The sequence below is a fragment of the Bacillus sp. FJAT-28004 genome (genome assembly GCF_001280845.1).
In the GTDB taxonomy this organism is placed as follows: domain Bacteria; phylum Bacillota; class Bacilli; order Paenibacillales; family Paenibacillaceae; genus Pristimantibacillus.
Genome location: NZ_LGHP01000001.1, coordinates 4,794,017 through 4,807,714, shown reverse-complemented (window position 1 = coordinate 4,807,714; position 13,698 = coordinate 4,794,017). Strand labels below are relative to the sequence as shown.

Annotated in this window: 15 protein-coding genes and 1 pseudogene; 2 read left to right on the top strand and 14 right to left on the bottom strand. The window is 41.7% G+C overall.

The window, feature by feature from the left end; translation table 11 throughout:
- Positions 1–153: 153 nt before the first annotated feature.
- From AC787_RS20910 to AC787_RS35105, 7 genes and pseudogenes are all read right to left on the bottom strand, one after another.
- Positions 154–1,029, bottom strand: a complete 876-nt coding sequence (locus AC787_RS20910) for a glycerophosphodiester phosphodiesterase (RefSeq protein WP_082360893.1) — start codon at positions 1,027–1,029, stop codon at positions 154–156.
- A 246-nt stretch (positions 1,030–1,275) separates the two neighbouring features.
- Positions 1,276–2,001, bottom strand: a complete 726-nt coding sequence (locus AC787_RS20905; RefSeq protein WP_200930723.1) for an ABC transporter ATP-binding protein — start codon at positions 1,999–2,001, stop codon at positions 1,276–1,278.
- Positions 2,001–3,098: an ABC transporter permease gene (locus tag AC787_RS20900; RefSeq protein ID WP_054026549.1), complete on the bottom strand. Its 1,098-nt coding sequence runs from the start codon at positions 3,096–3,098 to the stop codon at positions 2,001–2,003. Before AC787_RS20900 ends, AC787_RS20905 begins: the two co-directional genes overlap by 1 nt.
- A 189-nt stretch (positions 3,099–3,287) precedes the next feature.
- Positions 3,288–3,575 carry a hypothetical protein gene (locus AC787_RS20895; RefSeq protein ID WP_054026548.1) on the bottom strand — a complete coding sequence of 96 codons (288 nt, stop codon included), beginning with the start codon at positions 3,573–3,575 and terminating at the stop codon, positions 3,288–3,290.
- An 86-nt stretch (positions 3,576–3,661) separates the two neighbouring features.
- Positions 3,662–4,786: pseudogene (locus tag AC787_RS20890) on the bottom strand (DEAD/DEAH box helicase); the annotation flags it as partial.
- A gap of 169 nt (positions 4,787–4,955) precedes the next feature.
- Positions 4,956–5,432, bottom strand: a complete 477-nt coding sequence (locus AC787_RS20885; RefSeq protein ID WP_054026547.1) for a GNAT family N-acetyltransferase — start codon at positions 5,430–5,432, stop codon at positions 4,956–4,958.
- A gap of 207 nt (positions 5,433–5,639) precedes the next feature.
- Complete coding sequence (locus AC787_RS35105; protein ID WP_268760183.1) at positions 5,640–5,762, bottom strand: hypothetical protein; 123 nt, start codon at positions 5,760–5,762, stop codon at positions 5,640–5,642.
- Between the two features lie 206 nt (positions 5,763–5,968).
- Between AC787_RS35105 and AC787_RS20880 the strand changes: the two genes are divergently transcribed.
- On the top strand, positions 5,969–6,511 hold the full coding sequence (locus AC787_RS20880; protein ID WP_054026546.1) for a DUF6022 family protein: 543 nt from the start codon (positions 5,969–5,971) through the stop codon (positions 6,509–6,511).
- 31 nt (positions 6,512–6,542) lie between these two features.
- Here the strand turns inward: AC787_RS20880 and AC787_RS20875 are convergent, their stop codons facing one another.
- The 3 genes from AC787_RS20875 to AC787_RS20865 form a co-directional block, all read right to left on the bottom strand.
- Positions 6,543–7,196, bottom strand: coding sequence for a M48 family metallopeptidase (locus AC787_RS20875; protein ID WP_054027184.1), 654 nt, complete (start codon positions 7,194–7,196; stop codon positions 6,543–6,545).
- A 454-nt stretch (positions 7,197–7,650) separates the two neighbouring features.
- Positions 7,651–8,208, bottom strand: a complete 558-nt coding sequence (locus AC787_RS20870) for a GNAT family N-acetyltransferase (protein WP_054026545.1) — start codon at positions 8,206–8,208, stop codon at positions 7,651–7,653.
- Between the two features lie 113 nt (positions 8,209–8,321).
- The gene (locus tag AC787_RS20865) at positions 8,322–9,218 is read right to left on the bottom strand and encodes an AraC family transcriptional regulator (protein WP_235561028.1); all 897 of its coding nucleotides are present in this window, start codon (positions 9,216–9,218) and stop codon (positions 8,322–8,324) included.
- Positions 9,219–9,392: 174 nt separating this feature from the next.
- Between AC787_RS20865 and AC787_RS20860 the strand changes: the two genes are divergently transcribed.
- The gene (locus tag AC787_RS20860) at positions 9,393–10,229 is read left to right on the top strand and encodes a phytanoyl-CoA dioxygenase family protein (protein ID WP_082360890.1); all 837 of its coding nucleotides are present in this window, start codon (positions 9,393–9,395) and stop codon (positions 10,227–10,229) included.
- Between the two features lie 114 nt (positions 10,230–10,343).
- Here the strand turns inward: AC787_RS20860 and AC787_RS20855 are convergent, their stop codons facing one another.
- The 4 genes from AC787_RS20855 to AC787_RS20840 all read right to left on the bottom strand — a co-directional run bounded on the left by AC787_RS20855 (position 10,344) and on the right by AC787_RS20840 (position 13,663).
- Positions 10,344–11,051: a DNA alkylation repair protein gene (locus AC787_RS20855; RefSeq protein WP_054026544.1), complete on the bottom strand. Its 708-nt coding sequence runs from the start codon at positions 11,049–11,051 to the stop codon at positions 10,344–10,346.
- A gap of 507 nt (positions 11,052–11,558) precedes the next feature.
- The gene (locus tag AC787_RS20850) at positions 11,559–11,957 is read right to left on the bottom strand and encodes an iron chaperone (protein WP_054027181.1); all 399 of its coding nucleotides are present in this window, start codon (positions 11,955–11,957) and stop codon (positions 11,559–11,561) included.
- A gap of 23 nt (positions 11,958–11,980) precedes the next feature.
- Positions 11,981–12,169 (bottom strand): hypothetical protein, encoded by a 189-nt coding sequence (locus AC787_RS20845; protein ID WP_054026543.1) that lies wholly within the window; start codon positions 12,167–12,169, stop codon positions 11,981–11,983.
- A 708-nt stretch (positions 12,170–12,877) separates the two neighbouring features.
- Positions 12,878–13,663, bottom strand: coding sequence for a TatD family hydrolase (locus AC787_RS20840; RefSeq protein WP_152970724.1), 786 nt, complete (start codon positions 13,661–13,663; stop codon positions 12,878–12,880).
- Positions 13,664–13,698: the final 35 nt, after the last annotated feature.

Here is a 13,698-nt window from a genome sequence, read left to right as displayed (position 1 = left end):
TATTTGATGAATGGGCTACTCAAGCCTTAATTCGTAATCAGTCCACTCATAGAGAGATAGGTTCGGACTGCAAAACCAATCCTCCACATCGACAGTAAAAGCCATTTTCAGGCGTTTGAATCCTATCTACCGCTTTGCTATATACGACATTCCTTACCCCGGAAAATCCGTAATGACCCCATCTACTCCTAGCCTTTTCATCCGTTTCATATCTTGCTCAGTTCGTATTGTCCATGCCATCACTTTCCGGTTACGATTATGAATTTGCTGAACGATCTTCTCATCAAGCAATTCATGATTATAATGGATGTAAGCTGTGAAAGAAACGAGTTCATCCAGCGTCTTCTCTGATAAAGGGTGCTGATCCTCCTGAATAAGCGCAGCAATTGGGATGTTCGGCAGCAATGAGTGAATAAGGCGAGTAGATTGAAAGTCATACGACTGTATAATGATGCCAAAGCTATTTTTCACTTTTTCAACCGCTTCTAAATGTCGATTTTCTTCCAAACTATTAACATTGAACAAAAGCTCGTAGCGACGTACAACCTCGGCTACCTTCTCTTCGATGCCTGGATAAAGTGTTGATTCCTTAATCTCGATGAGCATGCCTATCTTTCCTGCAAAACGGTGCATCACTTCTTCGAGAGAAACAATCGTTTCATCAGCTTGGTCTTTTTTTTCATAGTCCCCTGCATTCATGCTTTCAAGCTCTCTTAATGTGTAGTCGTCCACAGAACCTCTATATTCCGTCGTTCTATCCACCGTATCGTCATGGATGACGACAAGTTCACCATCTTTGCTCATCTGCACATCAAATTCGATAAAGTCAGATCCGAGATGCTCCGCCTGCCCGAAGGCGGCCATCGTATTCTCTGGAGCAGAACCGGAAGCTCCGCGATGCGCGATAATGATAAAACCTTCGGGTGTATTTGGATTCGATGCAGATATGATCAACGTCATGCAGCAAAGCATTAACAATAGCAAAACGGCTCTGTGCCAAACCAATGCTATTTTCCATTTGCCCATCATCCCATCTCCTCTTGTCTGAACTGCAACCCTGACGATCCGTATAGCGAGACCTGCCAACAACAGCCGTCTTCTACTTTATTAAACATACAGAGCATGAGCCGAAACGCTTTATCCGGGTTCGTCTACTTCCAATATGGGGATTTTCATAAAAAAAAAGGATGTCCCTGAAGGTCATAGACCTTTAGGGACATCCCATTTACGATTGATTTAAGAGCTGCGAACGAAATTTAATCAATCAGTCGTTATTCATTTATGCGCGACTGCACCAGGCCTCTTGCTCGCAGCAGCATTGTCATTTTGCTCAAAGAGCATGCCGTCCTTAATTGTTACGATACGATCGCATAAATCCAATACACGCTCGTCATGGGTAACCATAACAGCAGCCTTGCCCCTTTGCTTAACCTCTGAGGCCATTAGCTCCACCACTGCTCTACCTCGTTTCGAATCGAGGCTGGCTGTTGGCTCATCAGCAAGAATAACGCCGGGATCATTCATGAATGCACGGGCAATGGCTACCCGTTGACGTTCGCCGCCGGACAGCTTCTCAGGATAATAATTCATACGATGCAGTAGTCCTACGTTATCTAGAAGTGCTTTAGCTTTCTTGAACGCTTCTTTTCCATCTGTGCCTGCTAGCTTCGATACGAGCAGCAATTGGTCCACTACTCTCAAATACGGAACAAGATTGGATGCTTGAAAAATAAAACCAAGGTTTTTTACTCTAACCTCACTTAATTCACGTGAAGATAAATTTGTTATATCCTTCTGATTAATTAGAATACGTCCGCTTGATGGTGAAAGCAGCGCTCCTGCAATGGAGAGAAATGTGCTCTTACCGGAGCCTGAGGGACCAACAACGGCGACAAACTCCCCTGCTTTCACGCTTAAAGAAACCTTTTGCAGCGCGGTAACAGCCGTTTCTCCTTCGCCATAAACTTTATTTACATGCTCAAGAATAAGTTTTTCCTTCATTATTCAACCCTCCCAATCGCTTCAATCGCATCTACTTTTGCAATCCGGTTTAAGGATAATAGCGCACCGATAATCGAGACCAGAATAAGTAAACCGGAATATTGAGACAATATATTAAGACCTAATTCAAACGGCATGCTTGCTGGCAAAATCGCACTTACACCAAAAGTAAGTCCGATGCTTATAGCAACAGCCACAATCGCTAAAAGCAATACTTGACCGACTAAATTTGCTGCCAGATAGGACGTTTTGGCTCCAATGGCCTTCAACACTCCAAATTGGCTAATTTTTTGTAACGTAATGACGTAGAAGAAAACAGCTTGTATGAAAGCTGCAATGACAATTAAGAAAGCGATCATCATCGTCAACGAGCCTTGCTCTTCTTTAAAACCCGGAATTCCCTGCACCGCTTCTTTTTTAGTAATGACTTCTGTATCAGATACGCTTTTTTGCAGCGCTTCTTTATTTAGATTATCTGCATGAATGACTATTGCGTTATAAGAAGCTGTTTGTTTACCGAAGGATGCTTGCATCAGTTGATTAAAATATTGAATATCCATAAACGCAACCGCCGTATGACTGAATTTCTGATTGCTTGCAAAGCCGACTACTTTCCATTCAATTCCCAGCTCTTTATCCCCAAGCGTATCACCTAATCGAACGCCTTGTTCTTTAAGCGAGGAGTCAACGACCACTTCATTGCTATCTAACATGCTCTTCCCCTCTGTAATGCTCGGCATCACTTTTCCACTAGGCTCGACACCAAACAAAGCGATGTCGATCTTCTTCTTGGAATCATTCCGATAGACCGTCAGCATCGTTTGCCCAAGCGGTTCGGATTGTGCTAGTCCATCCAATTGGCGAACTTCCTCCAGCTTCTCGGTACCGAGTGCAGACCGAGTCAACTTATGTTCCGAATCTGTCTGCAGTACAAAATAATCGGCATCCATATTTTTCAGAATAGATGCGTTATCTGATGAAAGTCCATTAGCTAATCCTGAGACCATAAAGGTTAACCATGCGACAAGGACCATAATTAATCCAATTAGAAAATATCTGCCTTTCGCATATTTCAGTTCGCGTATCGCTAGAAACATGATCAAACCATCTCCATTCCTACTCTTGATACCAGAAGTTTACGTTTGGAATATGAACAGAGCGTGAATGGCTCATTACAATGTGAAATGATCCTCTAGAAAACAAAAAAAAGCTCAAGCCACGATGGGCTCAAGCTTCAACTTGCCTATAAATGATGGACTGCTGGCACTTCAATCTTCAATTGCTCATTACTTGCCGCTGTATTCAGAAGTCGCTGTATCCAGCATGGATTGCCAATTGGCAAAATCCGTCTCTCTTGCAACATGACGATCAAATAGCTCATCCGGAATGTTCTGAACATCTTCTCTTGTCTCTACTTGAAAGTTGCCCTTCTCAAGAAACGCGCTAAAACTTGTAAAGCTGGAATGCTTGCTCATAAATGATTCTTTAAACAAATCCTCGAATGAAACATGATCCGGATCTTCCTGTATCGTTTTCTGTCCTTGCAATTCCTTCAACAAATCTTCAAATGACATTGGCTTTTGCTTTCTCAGACGATCACCCCTAGGTTAAATTAGTATATTTCGGCTCTCTTAGTTGCTTAGCTGATCAGCACCCGTTCAGGATGCTCGGTTACAACAGGTATAGACTTGCGAATCATTTTCTCAATATCCTTCAAATACGGAATTTCATCTACTTCGCAAAAAGAGATCGCGATTCCACTTAATCCAGCTCTGCCCGTGCGCCCAATACGATGAACGTACGTTTCTGAAATATTTGGAAGGTTGAAATTGATGACATGTGAAAGCTCGTCAATATCGATTCCCCTCGCTGCGATATCTGTAGCTACCAATACCCTTGTAGCACCGCTTCTGAAATTCATTAATGCATTTTGACGAGAATTTTGAGATTTGTTGCCATGAATAGCCTGTGCAGAAATATTTACTTTAGTCAGTCCGCGCACGACGCGATCAGCACCATGCTTCGTCCGAGTAAAGACGAGCGCAGAAACAATCGATTTATCTTGCAGCAGGTGATTCAATAAATCTTGTTTATTTCCTTTATCTACAAAATAGACGGATTGCTCTATACGATCCACAGTAGAGGACGCAGGGGTTATTTCCACTTTCGCCGGATTAACAAGCAGCGTTTTGACAAGCTTTGAAATTTCCGGAGGCATCGTAGCTGAGAAAAAGAGTGTTTGTTTTTTTCTTGGCATTTTGGCGATGATTCTCTTCACATCGTGGATAAAGCCCATATCCAGCATTCTATCTGCTTCATCAAGCACTAATATTTGAACATATTGCAAATCGACAAACTTTTGATTAATTAAATCGATAAGTCTGCCTGGAGTGGCAATAATAACATCAGCACCTTGTTTAAGCGCACGTTCCTGTACCTTTTGTGAGACGCCGCCCACGATAGCTGTGCAGCGCAAGTCAGTAAATTGACCATACGCGTGCATGTTTTCGGCAATTTGCAAGGCAAGCTCTCTTGTAGGTGTCAAAATCAATGAGCGAATACGTCGCTGTGCTTGAGGCTTAGTTGGCTGCTCGCTTAACAATTGAATAATTGGTAATGCAAATGCGGCAGTTTTCCCTGTCCCTGTCTGAGCGCAGCCAAATAAATCCCTACCCGTAAGTACAACGGGAATTGCCTGCTCCTGAATAGGTGTAGGCTTCGTATAGTTTTCTTTGGTTAGCGCTTTTAGTATCGCAGGGCTAAAATTTAGATCGTTAAAAGTCATTTTTTCTCCTTCATTTGAAACCGTATATTCTCAATCATGTTGCTTTTATAATCGCATAGCATCTCCAAAAACCGTTCCTTTAAGACATAACAAGTAAGTATAGCATAATAAAACTAGATAATCGACATAAACCTCTATCCTTGAGACGAGGTTATGCCCATTTTGAACATTAATTGAAAGTCATCCATACCGTGTTTCCCAATGACTCAAAGCCTTGCTTATACCAAAAATTCCGTGTTTTATCTAATGTGTACACATACATTTTTTTATTCGGATATTTTGCTTTCAGCCAATTAATAAAGGAAGCAGCATAACCCTTGCCTTCAAATTCCTTTAAAACATCAAGCGCTTCTATAAAAACAAAGTTTTTTTTGTTTTTAATCTCAATATAAAAGTCCCGTTCCAAATATTTCTCATCATCGCTAAAATAATCTTTTTCCGCCTTCTGGATGAGCTGCTTGGCGTTATCGTACTCCCAAACGACACCGTATCCAACCATCTCGTCTTCCGCCTCGATGACGTAAATGTCTTCCGGGAGTTCTGACTTTTCCCTCTTGCACAGTTCCCCGGCATGATAAGCAGAATGTATATCGCTGAGCACGTTTTGCATTTCTTGGTCAAATGGTTTTGCAATAATTGTAGGCATTTCCAATCTCCTTCTTGCTGCTTTAAGCATATAACGTCTTCAAATAAAAAGAAGCAGGGTATCCATCCGTACCCTGCTTCTCCTATTAATTGTTTTGTATGGTTTATTAGTCTTAGACATCTTACCATAAATGATCGCAGCCAACTAGTCGTTCTCTCTTCCAATTCTCATTAAGCTCACTGACTCAGCCTTGGATCGATCATTCCATTAACGGTTCTTTTTCCTGAAATTTTGCAGTGTATGCACAAGCTTATCACGCGCATCCTTATTTTTCATTAAATAGGTGACTCCCGCTCCAATTGCAGTTAGCAGCAGTTTTTTCTTCCTCATGGATACTACCTCCCTGAATTCGTCTTTGTATGAATGTACCCACTTTATCGTTTTTTTAAGCAAAAGATTAAACCAACATGATAATGTTTGGTTATTACAAGGACTAATAGTTAAAGCAAAAAATCTATAAACCTTACCATTTGCATGAATGTTGTAAGATTGGTATGTAAATCAAAAAATCGAAGAATGTTGAAAGGGGATAACGCATGAACCGAGTAAAACCATTAAAAGCATTTCTTGAGGAGAGTAACGAAAGTCTTATTGCCGCGATGGCAAGTTACATTAAAAATCATATCCATGAAAACTGGCAAACCATACTTCTTAACAATCAAGATATACTGCTGAAGGCTTATAACGAGGCAGGAGATGTTGCATATGGAACATTTTTGAACCTGCTGTTCCTACCTGTCCATAGACAATTTAAAGAGGCTGAGTTCCGTCTCGATCCCAAATTGCCTGGCGATTTTGACATATCGCGGGAATGGGGAAATGCGGAGGAAACCGATCAACAACGATGGATGTGGAGCTCTGTTTATTCTTCCAATGGTGAGGCAATAGGAACCATCGTCACCATCACATTTCATGATCATACGCAGTTCCGGATTCCTCGCCAACCTCAAATCATCCCATTAAGTGAAACAGCGAAGGCGGATGTAGTAGCAGCTCTTTCTCTCCTGTCGCCAGAATTCGAGCAAGCGCTCGAGTTTACAGTTGAATACGAAGAATACCTTCGGAGTCAGCAGGGCTAAGAAGGAGAGCCCACTATTTCCCATCGATTAATTAAAGTGTCATCGCTTGTCCATGCCTTGCTAAAAACTCTTCCTTCTCTTTATAATCCGGCATAATACTACCGACACGTCTCCAGAAGGATCGGTCATGATTCATATGAGTCAGATGGCAAAGCTCATGAATGATAACATAATCAATCACTTCAAGCGGAGCCATAGCCAAGCGATAATTAAAGGTTAGTTTTTTACTTGAGCTGCAGCTTCCCCACTTGGTTCTCGACTCTTCGATTTCGAAGCTTTTATGTTTTACTTTCAACTGCTCTTGATATATCTTGATTCGTTCTCCAATGATTTTCTTACAGCTTGCAAAATAAAACTTCTTTAGTTTGATTTTTAACTCTTCTTCACTCAGATCAGCCGTGTCGATCAACTCTTGAAGATAATACTCTTTTCCAAGGTGAAGGAATTTCCCTTGCTCTTGATACTCTCTTGTCTTAGGGGTATCTCGAACCTTTGCAATCTGCTGCAATCTCTGGGTAATCTGTTTTCCATGCTGTTCCACGGCCCTTATTACATTCTCTTCCGTTGTTCCATTGGGAGCCTTCACTGTTATGAAGCCCAATGAGTCCATTTGAATATATATCTTTTTTCTATTGGCATATTGAACATTAAACTCAATGATATGATTTTCAAATTCGATTTTCATAACGACCATCATTTCTATAAGGTTATTTCTGAATCATATCAACGTCTCATGCTAGGAATTGTTATACAAAATGATTGTAAATTTTATAGGGACCTTATACGTGGGTGTTACGAAGCAACTACGTTGAATTTACGACACTGGCCGGCGAGCCTTCAAATCAGCAGACTGGCAATCTAGGACCAGTGAATTCCATTCGACTGGATCAATACTACGCTGCAGTTTCTGCAATGGAAAGCGCTCAGGAACAGCAGTGCACTTGCTACATTGTAGTTTGTGCAACAGAATGCCCCGCCGCACCCTCCTATACCACTTTTATGGCTGTTTCTGTTGTATTTCTACAACGTAGCTCTTCCTTCAGGGTGTCATGTCAGGTTTCTATTGCACTTTCTGCAATGGATATCTCATGGTCATGCTCTACTTTGAGCTAATAAAGCTTTCGGTCCGTAAAAACTGATTATTTTAACATACTAAGCATCTCATATTTATTAAATTCCCCCATCGGATTAGAGGCTGATCCTTTATATTCATAGCCACAGCTTAGATAGAATGCATTCAGCTTCTCGTTGTTCGCGATACAATCAAGCCGAATACGATCTTTGCCTTCAAAATGAATGCCTGAACTAGCCCAATCTACAATGGCCTCACCCAAATTTTTGCCCGCAACTTCACGGTTAATATTAAGACGGTGCAGGTAGACTGAGCGTTCATGGCCCTCTTCACCCCATAGTTCGCGATCCCAAGCGCTCGCCTGCTGCATGAGCATGACCATGCCAGCCAAAATACCGCCTTGCATAAATATGTAAACCTCGCCGCGTTTGATTGCCTCCGGTGTCTGATGAGAATCTTCGCCTTGCAGCAAACCGCTCCACTGTGTGGAACCTTTGCTCTTTAACCATTCAGCTGTACGGACGAGCAGCTGCAGCACAGCTTCCGTATCCTCTGGTTTCGCTTGATATACTTTGATATCCGATTGAATGACTCCAATATGGTCCGTGCGGGTAAATATAGACATGATGTTTGACCTCCATATAATGATAAGTCTTTTTATTATACCCTTTTCTTGTCATGCAACTAAACCATATCCTTGGACGTGGTTTTTTGCTCGTTAATGAGCTATTTCCGTTCTCATGATCTATTCCCATTCACATTATATAACCTGCTGTATTCTCCGGGAGACATCCCTAACTTCTTTTTGAATGCCTTAGAAAAATGATGAATATCAGAAAACCCGCAATAACTTGCAATCTGTTCTTGTGTTAGCTTGGACGTAAGCAGCAGCTCGCATGCATGATTGATACGTGTTTTTAACAAATATTGATGTGGTGTTACACCGTACTGCATTTTAAATACATCGTTAAATCTTGAAGTAGATAAGTTAGCTCTTCGTGCCATATCAACTACCGATAGAGGTTCGCTAAGATTAAAAGAAAAATACGAAGTAATCCAATTCAATGCCTGCGGTGACATTTGCTTAACATGATTGGCAGGCATGTAATCCTCTAGTATGAAGGTAATCAACTCCATCATTCGGGTTTGCGCCTTCAGTTGCATAATGGGGTCCTTATACTGCCAGAACTCCACAACTTGCAGAAACATATCTCGAAATTTAGATGGATGACTAAGCTTGATCTTCACAGGTATATGAATTTGGAACAGCTCGTCCAATCTCGGCTGCATAAGGTGCTGATATGGGGTCAAATCCAATTGGCCTGCTCGTGTTGGGAAGCTTTGATCACTGCTCGAACTGTAGAAAATATCAAAGTGTGCAAACGGTGTTACCGTATTCGTTACTCCTTCCAATCGATTCACACTATTCGGCTGAATGAAACAAAATTCACCTTTTTCGAATGGATATGCCACCCCATCAACAGTGAACAAACATTCGCCTTCCTGCACATAGATAAGCAAGTAATCAAGCAAGCGTCGTTCCTGCATCACCCACGGTTTTCTCAGCGCAAAATCACACTCCCGTATATAGGGCACAATCCGGTGGTTCATCATTGAATCCATGCTAAACTTCATGAACATCGTCATCCTCTACTCATAATTACACACAGGATATCATATCCCCCTAACAATTACAGTTGTTTTTGACAAATTTATTTGAAGCTTTGACAAAGCCAAATCATAGTAGGAACCCTTACACTATATTTATTGCAATGGTGGAAGAAAGACATCTAATAAGGAGGAATAATAATGAACGACAATAAAATGATAAATAAAATGCCCCATTTTGAAGAAAGCTATCCTCTCAACCAAGAGCAAATCGATTCTTATCAAAAGGATGGTCATATCTTTTTGAAAAATGTCGCAACCGCAGAAATGATAGAGACCTATGAGCCGATCCTTAGCGACTTGGTATTTAAATGCAATTACCATGATAAACCAGTCGCTGAAAGAGATACTTACGGTAAAGCTTTTATTCAAGTAGGCAACCTATGGGAGATGAGTGAAGCTGCAGCTGCTTTCACACTGGCAAAGCGCTTTGCTAAGATTGCAGCAGATTTGATGGGTGTTGACGGCGTGCGACTTTACCATGATCAAGCGTTATTCAAAGAGCCAGGCGGCGGACATACCCCATGGCACCAAGACCAAATTTATTGGCCTTTTGATACGCATAATACAATTACGATGTGGATGCCGCTTGTTCCCGTTCCTGCGGAAGTCGGCACGATGAATTTCGCTTCCGGCACGAATCACTTAGGCTATGTAAGCAAGCAAGAAATTTCCGATGAATCACACAAAACACTTGCTCAATTTATTGAAGGCCGCAGTATTCCACAAGTTAATTACGGTGCTATGTCGGCAGGAGACGCAACCTTCCATGCTGGTTGGACCATGCACTCCGCACCAGGCAATCCGACTGACCATATGCGCAAGGTGATGACGATCATCTACTACGCTGACGGTTCGCTTGTTGGTGAACCAGACAGCAATGCTAGACGTTCTGATCTTGCAAATTGGCTGCCAGGCTGCAAGCCGGGCGGAATCGCAGCGAGCGCAAGAAACCCACTGCTTTATAAAAAGGAATAATAATTAATAGCTCTAGTACAATGACAAAAAAGAGGGGTTACGTGCACCCCTCTTTACTATTTTCCTCATTCACATTTTATAATGCCTACCTCAAAACAATCCTCGAAGAAACTTTTAGCATCTTACATGTTTGCGTTTGAAACCAAGCTCCCGTTTATCTACTGCCTTTTGAATGCGTTCAGAAGCGAGTAGAAAATTGCTTTTTTTCTTGTCCTTCTTCACTTCTACTGGGCCTACTGCCTTTGCGATTTCGACCGCTGTATCATGGAGCCGAACATAGGATACGCCTACTGTGTAAATAAAATTATTCATAGCGTATTTCGCTCGTTCGGGAGAATCATGAATCGTATTTTTCACAATTTCAAGCATATTAGCAATCTTGCTTTCGGAAAATTCATCATCAGGCCGATTTCCCAAAAGCCAGCAGTAACAACTCCAGCCCGCAGACATTTTCAGTTCTTCGCCGCTTTCGATCCACTTGTCAGCCACTTCTTGTGCAATATCTGCTTCTGCCAAGGTTACCGCAACAACAAAATCGGACAGCATATAAAAATAAGCTCCATCAATCCATCGCTCAAAATCTGCTGCTGTCATCGCTTTTGGATCTGCAATAATTCCAGCAAAATACATGGCGTCATAATTCCCTGTAGCATAAAGCTGCTCAGCCAACGGTTGGTTTATTTTTGTTTTTTTGAAAATGGGCTTCATTTGGCCTGTAGCAACTCCAAAAAGCGGTTCCTGTGCGCCATTGGATTGGTAAATTTTCTTAGTTCGATCCTTGCTAAGAGCTTCAAGTTCCTGCATAACCATTTCTAAATTCATTGTTTAGCACTCCCTTTTGAGATTTTATCGCCTTCTCCAACCATTTGTTTCTGTTGCATTAGTAACTTTTCCTCATATTTCAATCACCTTCTATGAAGAATCCACAGATCAGTAAGATTTTATTACTCCTTAAAATCATTTTTAGCATCAGTTTCGCGTCAATATCTCAACAAAGACAAGTATATGTTACCACTTCTTGAGCATAGCAAATATGAAATGAAATAATGGCCCTATGCGACGCGGGCTGAAGTAAAGGATACTGGCTCTGGCATACCTGAAGGTGAGCAAATGAATATATTCGAAAGGTTTTACTGGGGGACGAACAAACAGCTTGAGGTGGGGACTTGGGCTTGGACTAACCTTCAGCCAAATGCTTGCAAACGCCATGGGCGGACAACTTGCCCTGAAGGTAAGCACACCTCAGGGAACAATGTTGCAGCTGATTCTTCCTAAGGCTATAGAAGGATAAAACAGGAATAGAGATGCGGTAAAGAACCCACAGCATCTCTATTCCTGTTTCTTTTTTTTCGCTTTCTTGTTCGCTGCTTTTTGAAGATTCTCAGCCACTCTGTATTTTACGATTTCACTAATTAATTCATACGGTATAGGTTGATCTAAAGGGAAGCGAATCGAACCTTTTGCCCCTTTATATGGGGATAATTGTTGTTTAAAAGCCTCAATTCCGCTAGGAGCTGGATACAAGCCGATATGATTTTTGTAAGCTGCAAAATGAACCAGGTTCCCGTGGAGCACGAAGGTCGGCATTTGATAGCCGATTTTCTCTGTGGCTTCTGGTGCAGCCTCTTTAATCACGCCTCTTATCTTCTCCAAAATATCCTGAATCTCAGGAGAGTAATTGGCGATATACTGATCGATCGTCTCAAATGTGATTTTATTGCCTTCCATGGCTGCTCCTTTCGGGATCATTGTTATTTGCGGCGCTTCCGGGCCATTCTCGAATAAATGATGACTGCTGCAACAAGCATGCTAAAGAAACCAAGATTTTCTGCCGGTCCCTGTTCCATCCCAAACACCATACAAAGATTCGTAATTAGGCTTTTTACAAGCAGTGCTATGACAATCAGCATTAACGGACGCATAAAATTATATTTCTTCATCTTTAGTACCACTCCTGACGACATCCCATAGTAGATCAGCTCCCGCTAAAACTAGCAATTGAAATCGCTTTAATGAGAGCAATCCCGGCAAGTATACCAGTTTCCTGCCTGATCGTCCAACCTTTCTGCGCAACTGGCTTCTACAAAGTCATCGCCTGCCCATACCTTGCCAGAAACTCATCATTTTCTTTGTAAAAAGACGGTGAACATGTGGCAGCTGCCTACATGTTCACCGTCTTAGTTACCAAGGATGAAAAATTAAAAAACAGTAATTATTCCACCAGCTATCTATTTTAATGGGCCCCACCAACTAGTATAGTTAATTCACTCCCCAATTTTACAAAATAATGAAACTAAACATATGAAGTGAGACCACTATTAAACTTAACCTTAATTCCATCTACGATATATAGAAGACAGTTAAGCTTCTGTTAATGCCTGCTCCATAATTGAGTAGTATTATCTAAAATTATGATTTCTGAAAATAAAAAAAACGCGCTAAGCGCGGTTTTGATAGAACTATGTTTCTATTTGATGCAATAGAAATATGTTTAATATGTCACTTCTATTAGTAAAGCTTATTTTCATCTATAAATCGTATGGTCCTTCTCCATATATCTGATCGTTGATTTTCTTTCATATTCTTCTGGTAGACAGCGAAAAACAAATAAAGTTCAATATTAAAGTTGATCCGGCGTCTCTTATCTCTTATAAACCAAAAAACTCCTCAGACGTCTTTCTCGTAACCTCAGCTACCTCTTCCACTGGTTTTCCTATACACCGTGATACGGTTTGCAAGATGTGTGGTAAGAAAGCTGGCTCATTCCGTCCATCTTGCGGCCTCCTCTTCAAATCCCGTGGCGTTAAGAACGGCCCATCCGTCTCGATCATGAGCCGGTCCAGCGGAATCATCCGTACAAGCTCTTTCAGGTGTTTGCCTCTTCGCTCATCACAAATCCAGCCTGTAATCCCAATATGGAATCCCATTTCGAGATAAGCCTTAAGCTCTGGTAAAGTCCCCGTAAAACAATGGACGACTGCTTTCTGCACCGATTGTTCCTTAAGAATGGCTATAAAATCCGAAAAAGCTTCCCGTTCATGCAGAAACAGCGGCATATCCTGCTCAAGCGCTAAATCAATTTGCTCAGTAAACCATTTGCGTTGCACATCTCGCGGTGAGAAATCCCGGTTATAGTCTAGTCCGCATTCTCCAATTGCAACCACCTGCGGCTGTGCCACCAGTTGTTTGAGCTTCTTAATCGTCTCATCTGTACAGCTCTTTGCATCGTGAGGATGAACACCCGCAGTAGAGTACAGCTTTCCGGGTAAACGACCTGCATAGCGAGCAGCTTCCATGCTGTTCCTCAAGCTTGTTCCAGTGATAACAAGTGGAGAAACCCCATTCGCTGCCGCCCTTTCAACCACCTGTTCACGATCTTGATTATACGATCGATGCATCAAATTGACGCCAATATCTATAATTTTATGATCCATCATTTATTTGCTCCGTTCGATTTCATTTCTTGATG

Coding starts and splice junctions, on each gene's coding strand:
- AC787_RS20885 (WP_054026547.1), bottom strand. CDS start 5,432: ATGCCTACAATTATTGCAAAACCATTTGACCAAGAAATGCAAAACGTG.
- AC787_RS20910 (WP_082360893.1), bottom strand. CDS start 1,029: ATGATGGGCAAATGGAAAATAGCATTGGTTTGGCACAGAGCCGTTTTG.
- AC787_RS20860 (WP_082360890.1), top strand. CDS start 9,393: ATGAACGACAATAAAATGATAAATAAAATGCCCCATTTTGAAGAAAGC.
- AC787_RS20900 (WP_054026549.1), bottom strand. CDS start 3,098: ATGTTTCTAGCGATACGCGAACTGAAATATGCGAAAGGCAGATATTTT.
- AC787_RS20880 (WP_054026546.1), top strand. CDS start 5,969: ATGAACCGAGTAAAACCATTAAAAGCATTTCTTGAGGAGAGTAACGAA.
- AC787_RS20895 (WP_054026548.1), bottom strand. CDS start 3,575: ATGTCATTTGAAGATTTGTTGAAGGAATTGCAAGGACAGAAAACGATA.
- AC787_RS20870 (WP_054026545.1), bottom strand. CDS start 8,208: ATGTCTATATTTACCCGCACGGACCATATTGGAGTCATTCAATCGGAT.
- AC787_RS20865 (WP_235561028.1), bottom strand. CDS start 9,218: ATGAAGTTTAGCATGGATTCAATGATGAACCACCGGATTGTGCCCTAT.
- AC787_RS35105 (WP_268760183.1), bottom strand. CDS start 5,762: ATGAGGAAGAAAAAACTGCTGCTAACTGCAATTGGAGCGGGAGTCACC.
- AC787_RS20905 (WP_200930723.1), bottom strand. CDS start 2,001: ATGAAGGAAAAACTTATTCTTGAGCATGTAAATAAAGTTTATGGCGAA.
- AC787_RS20850 (WP_054027181.1), bottom strand. CDS start 11,957: ATGGAAGGCAATAAAATCACATTTGAGACGATCGATCAGTATATCGCC.
- AC787_RS20840 (WP_152970724.1), bottom strand. CDS start 13,663: ATGGATCATAAAATTATAGATATTGGCGTCAATTTGATGCATCGATCG.
- AC787_RS20845 (WP_054026543.1), bottom strand. CDS start 12,169: ATGAAGAAATATAATTTTATGCGTCCGTTAATGCTGATTGTCATAGCA.
- AC787_RS20875 (WP_054027184.1), bottom strand. CDS start 7,196: ATGAAAATCGAATTTGAAAATCATATCATTGAGTTTAATGTTCAATAT.
- AC787_RS20855 (WP_054026544.1), bottom strand. CDS start 11,051: ATGAATTTAGAAATGGTTATGCAGGAACTTGAAGCTCTTAGCAAGGAT.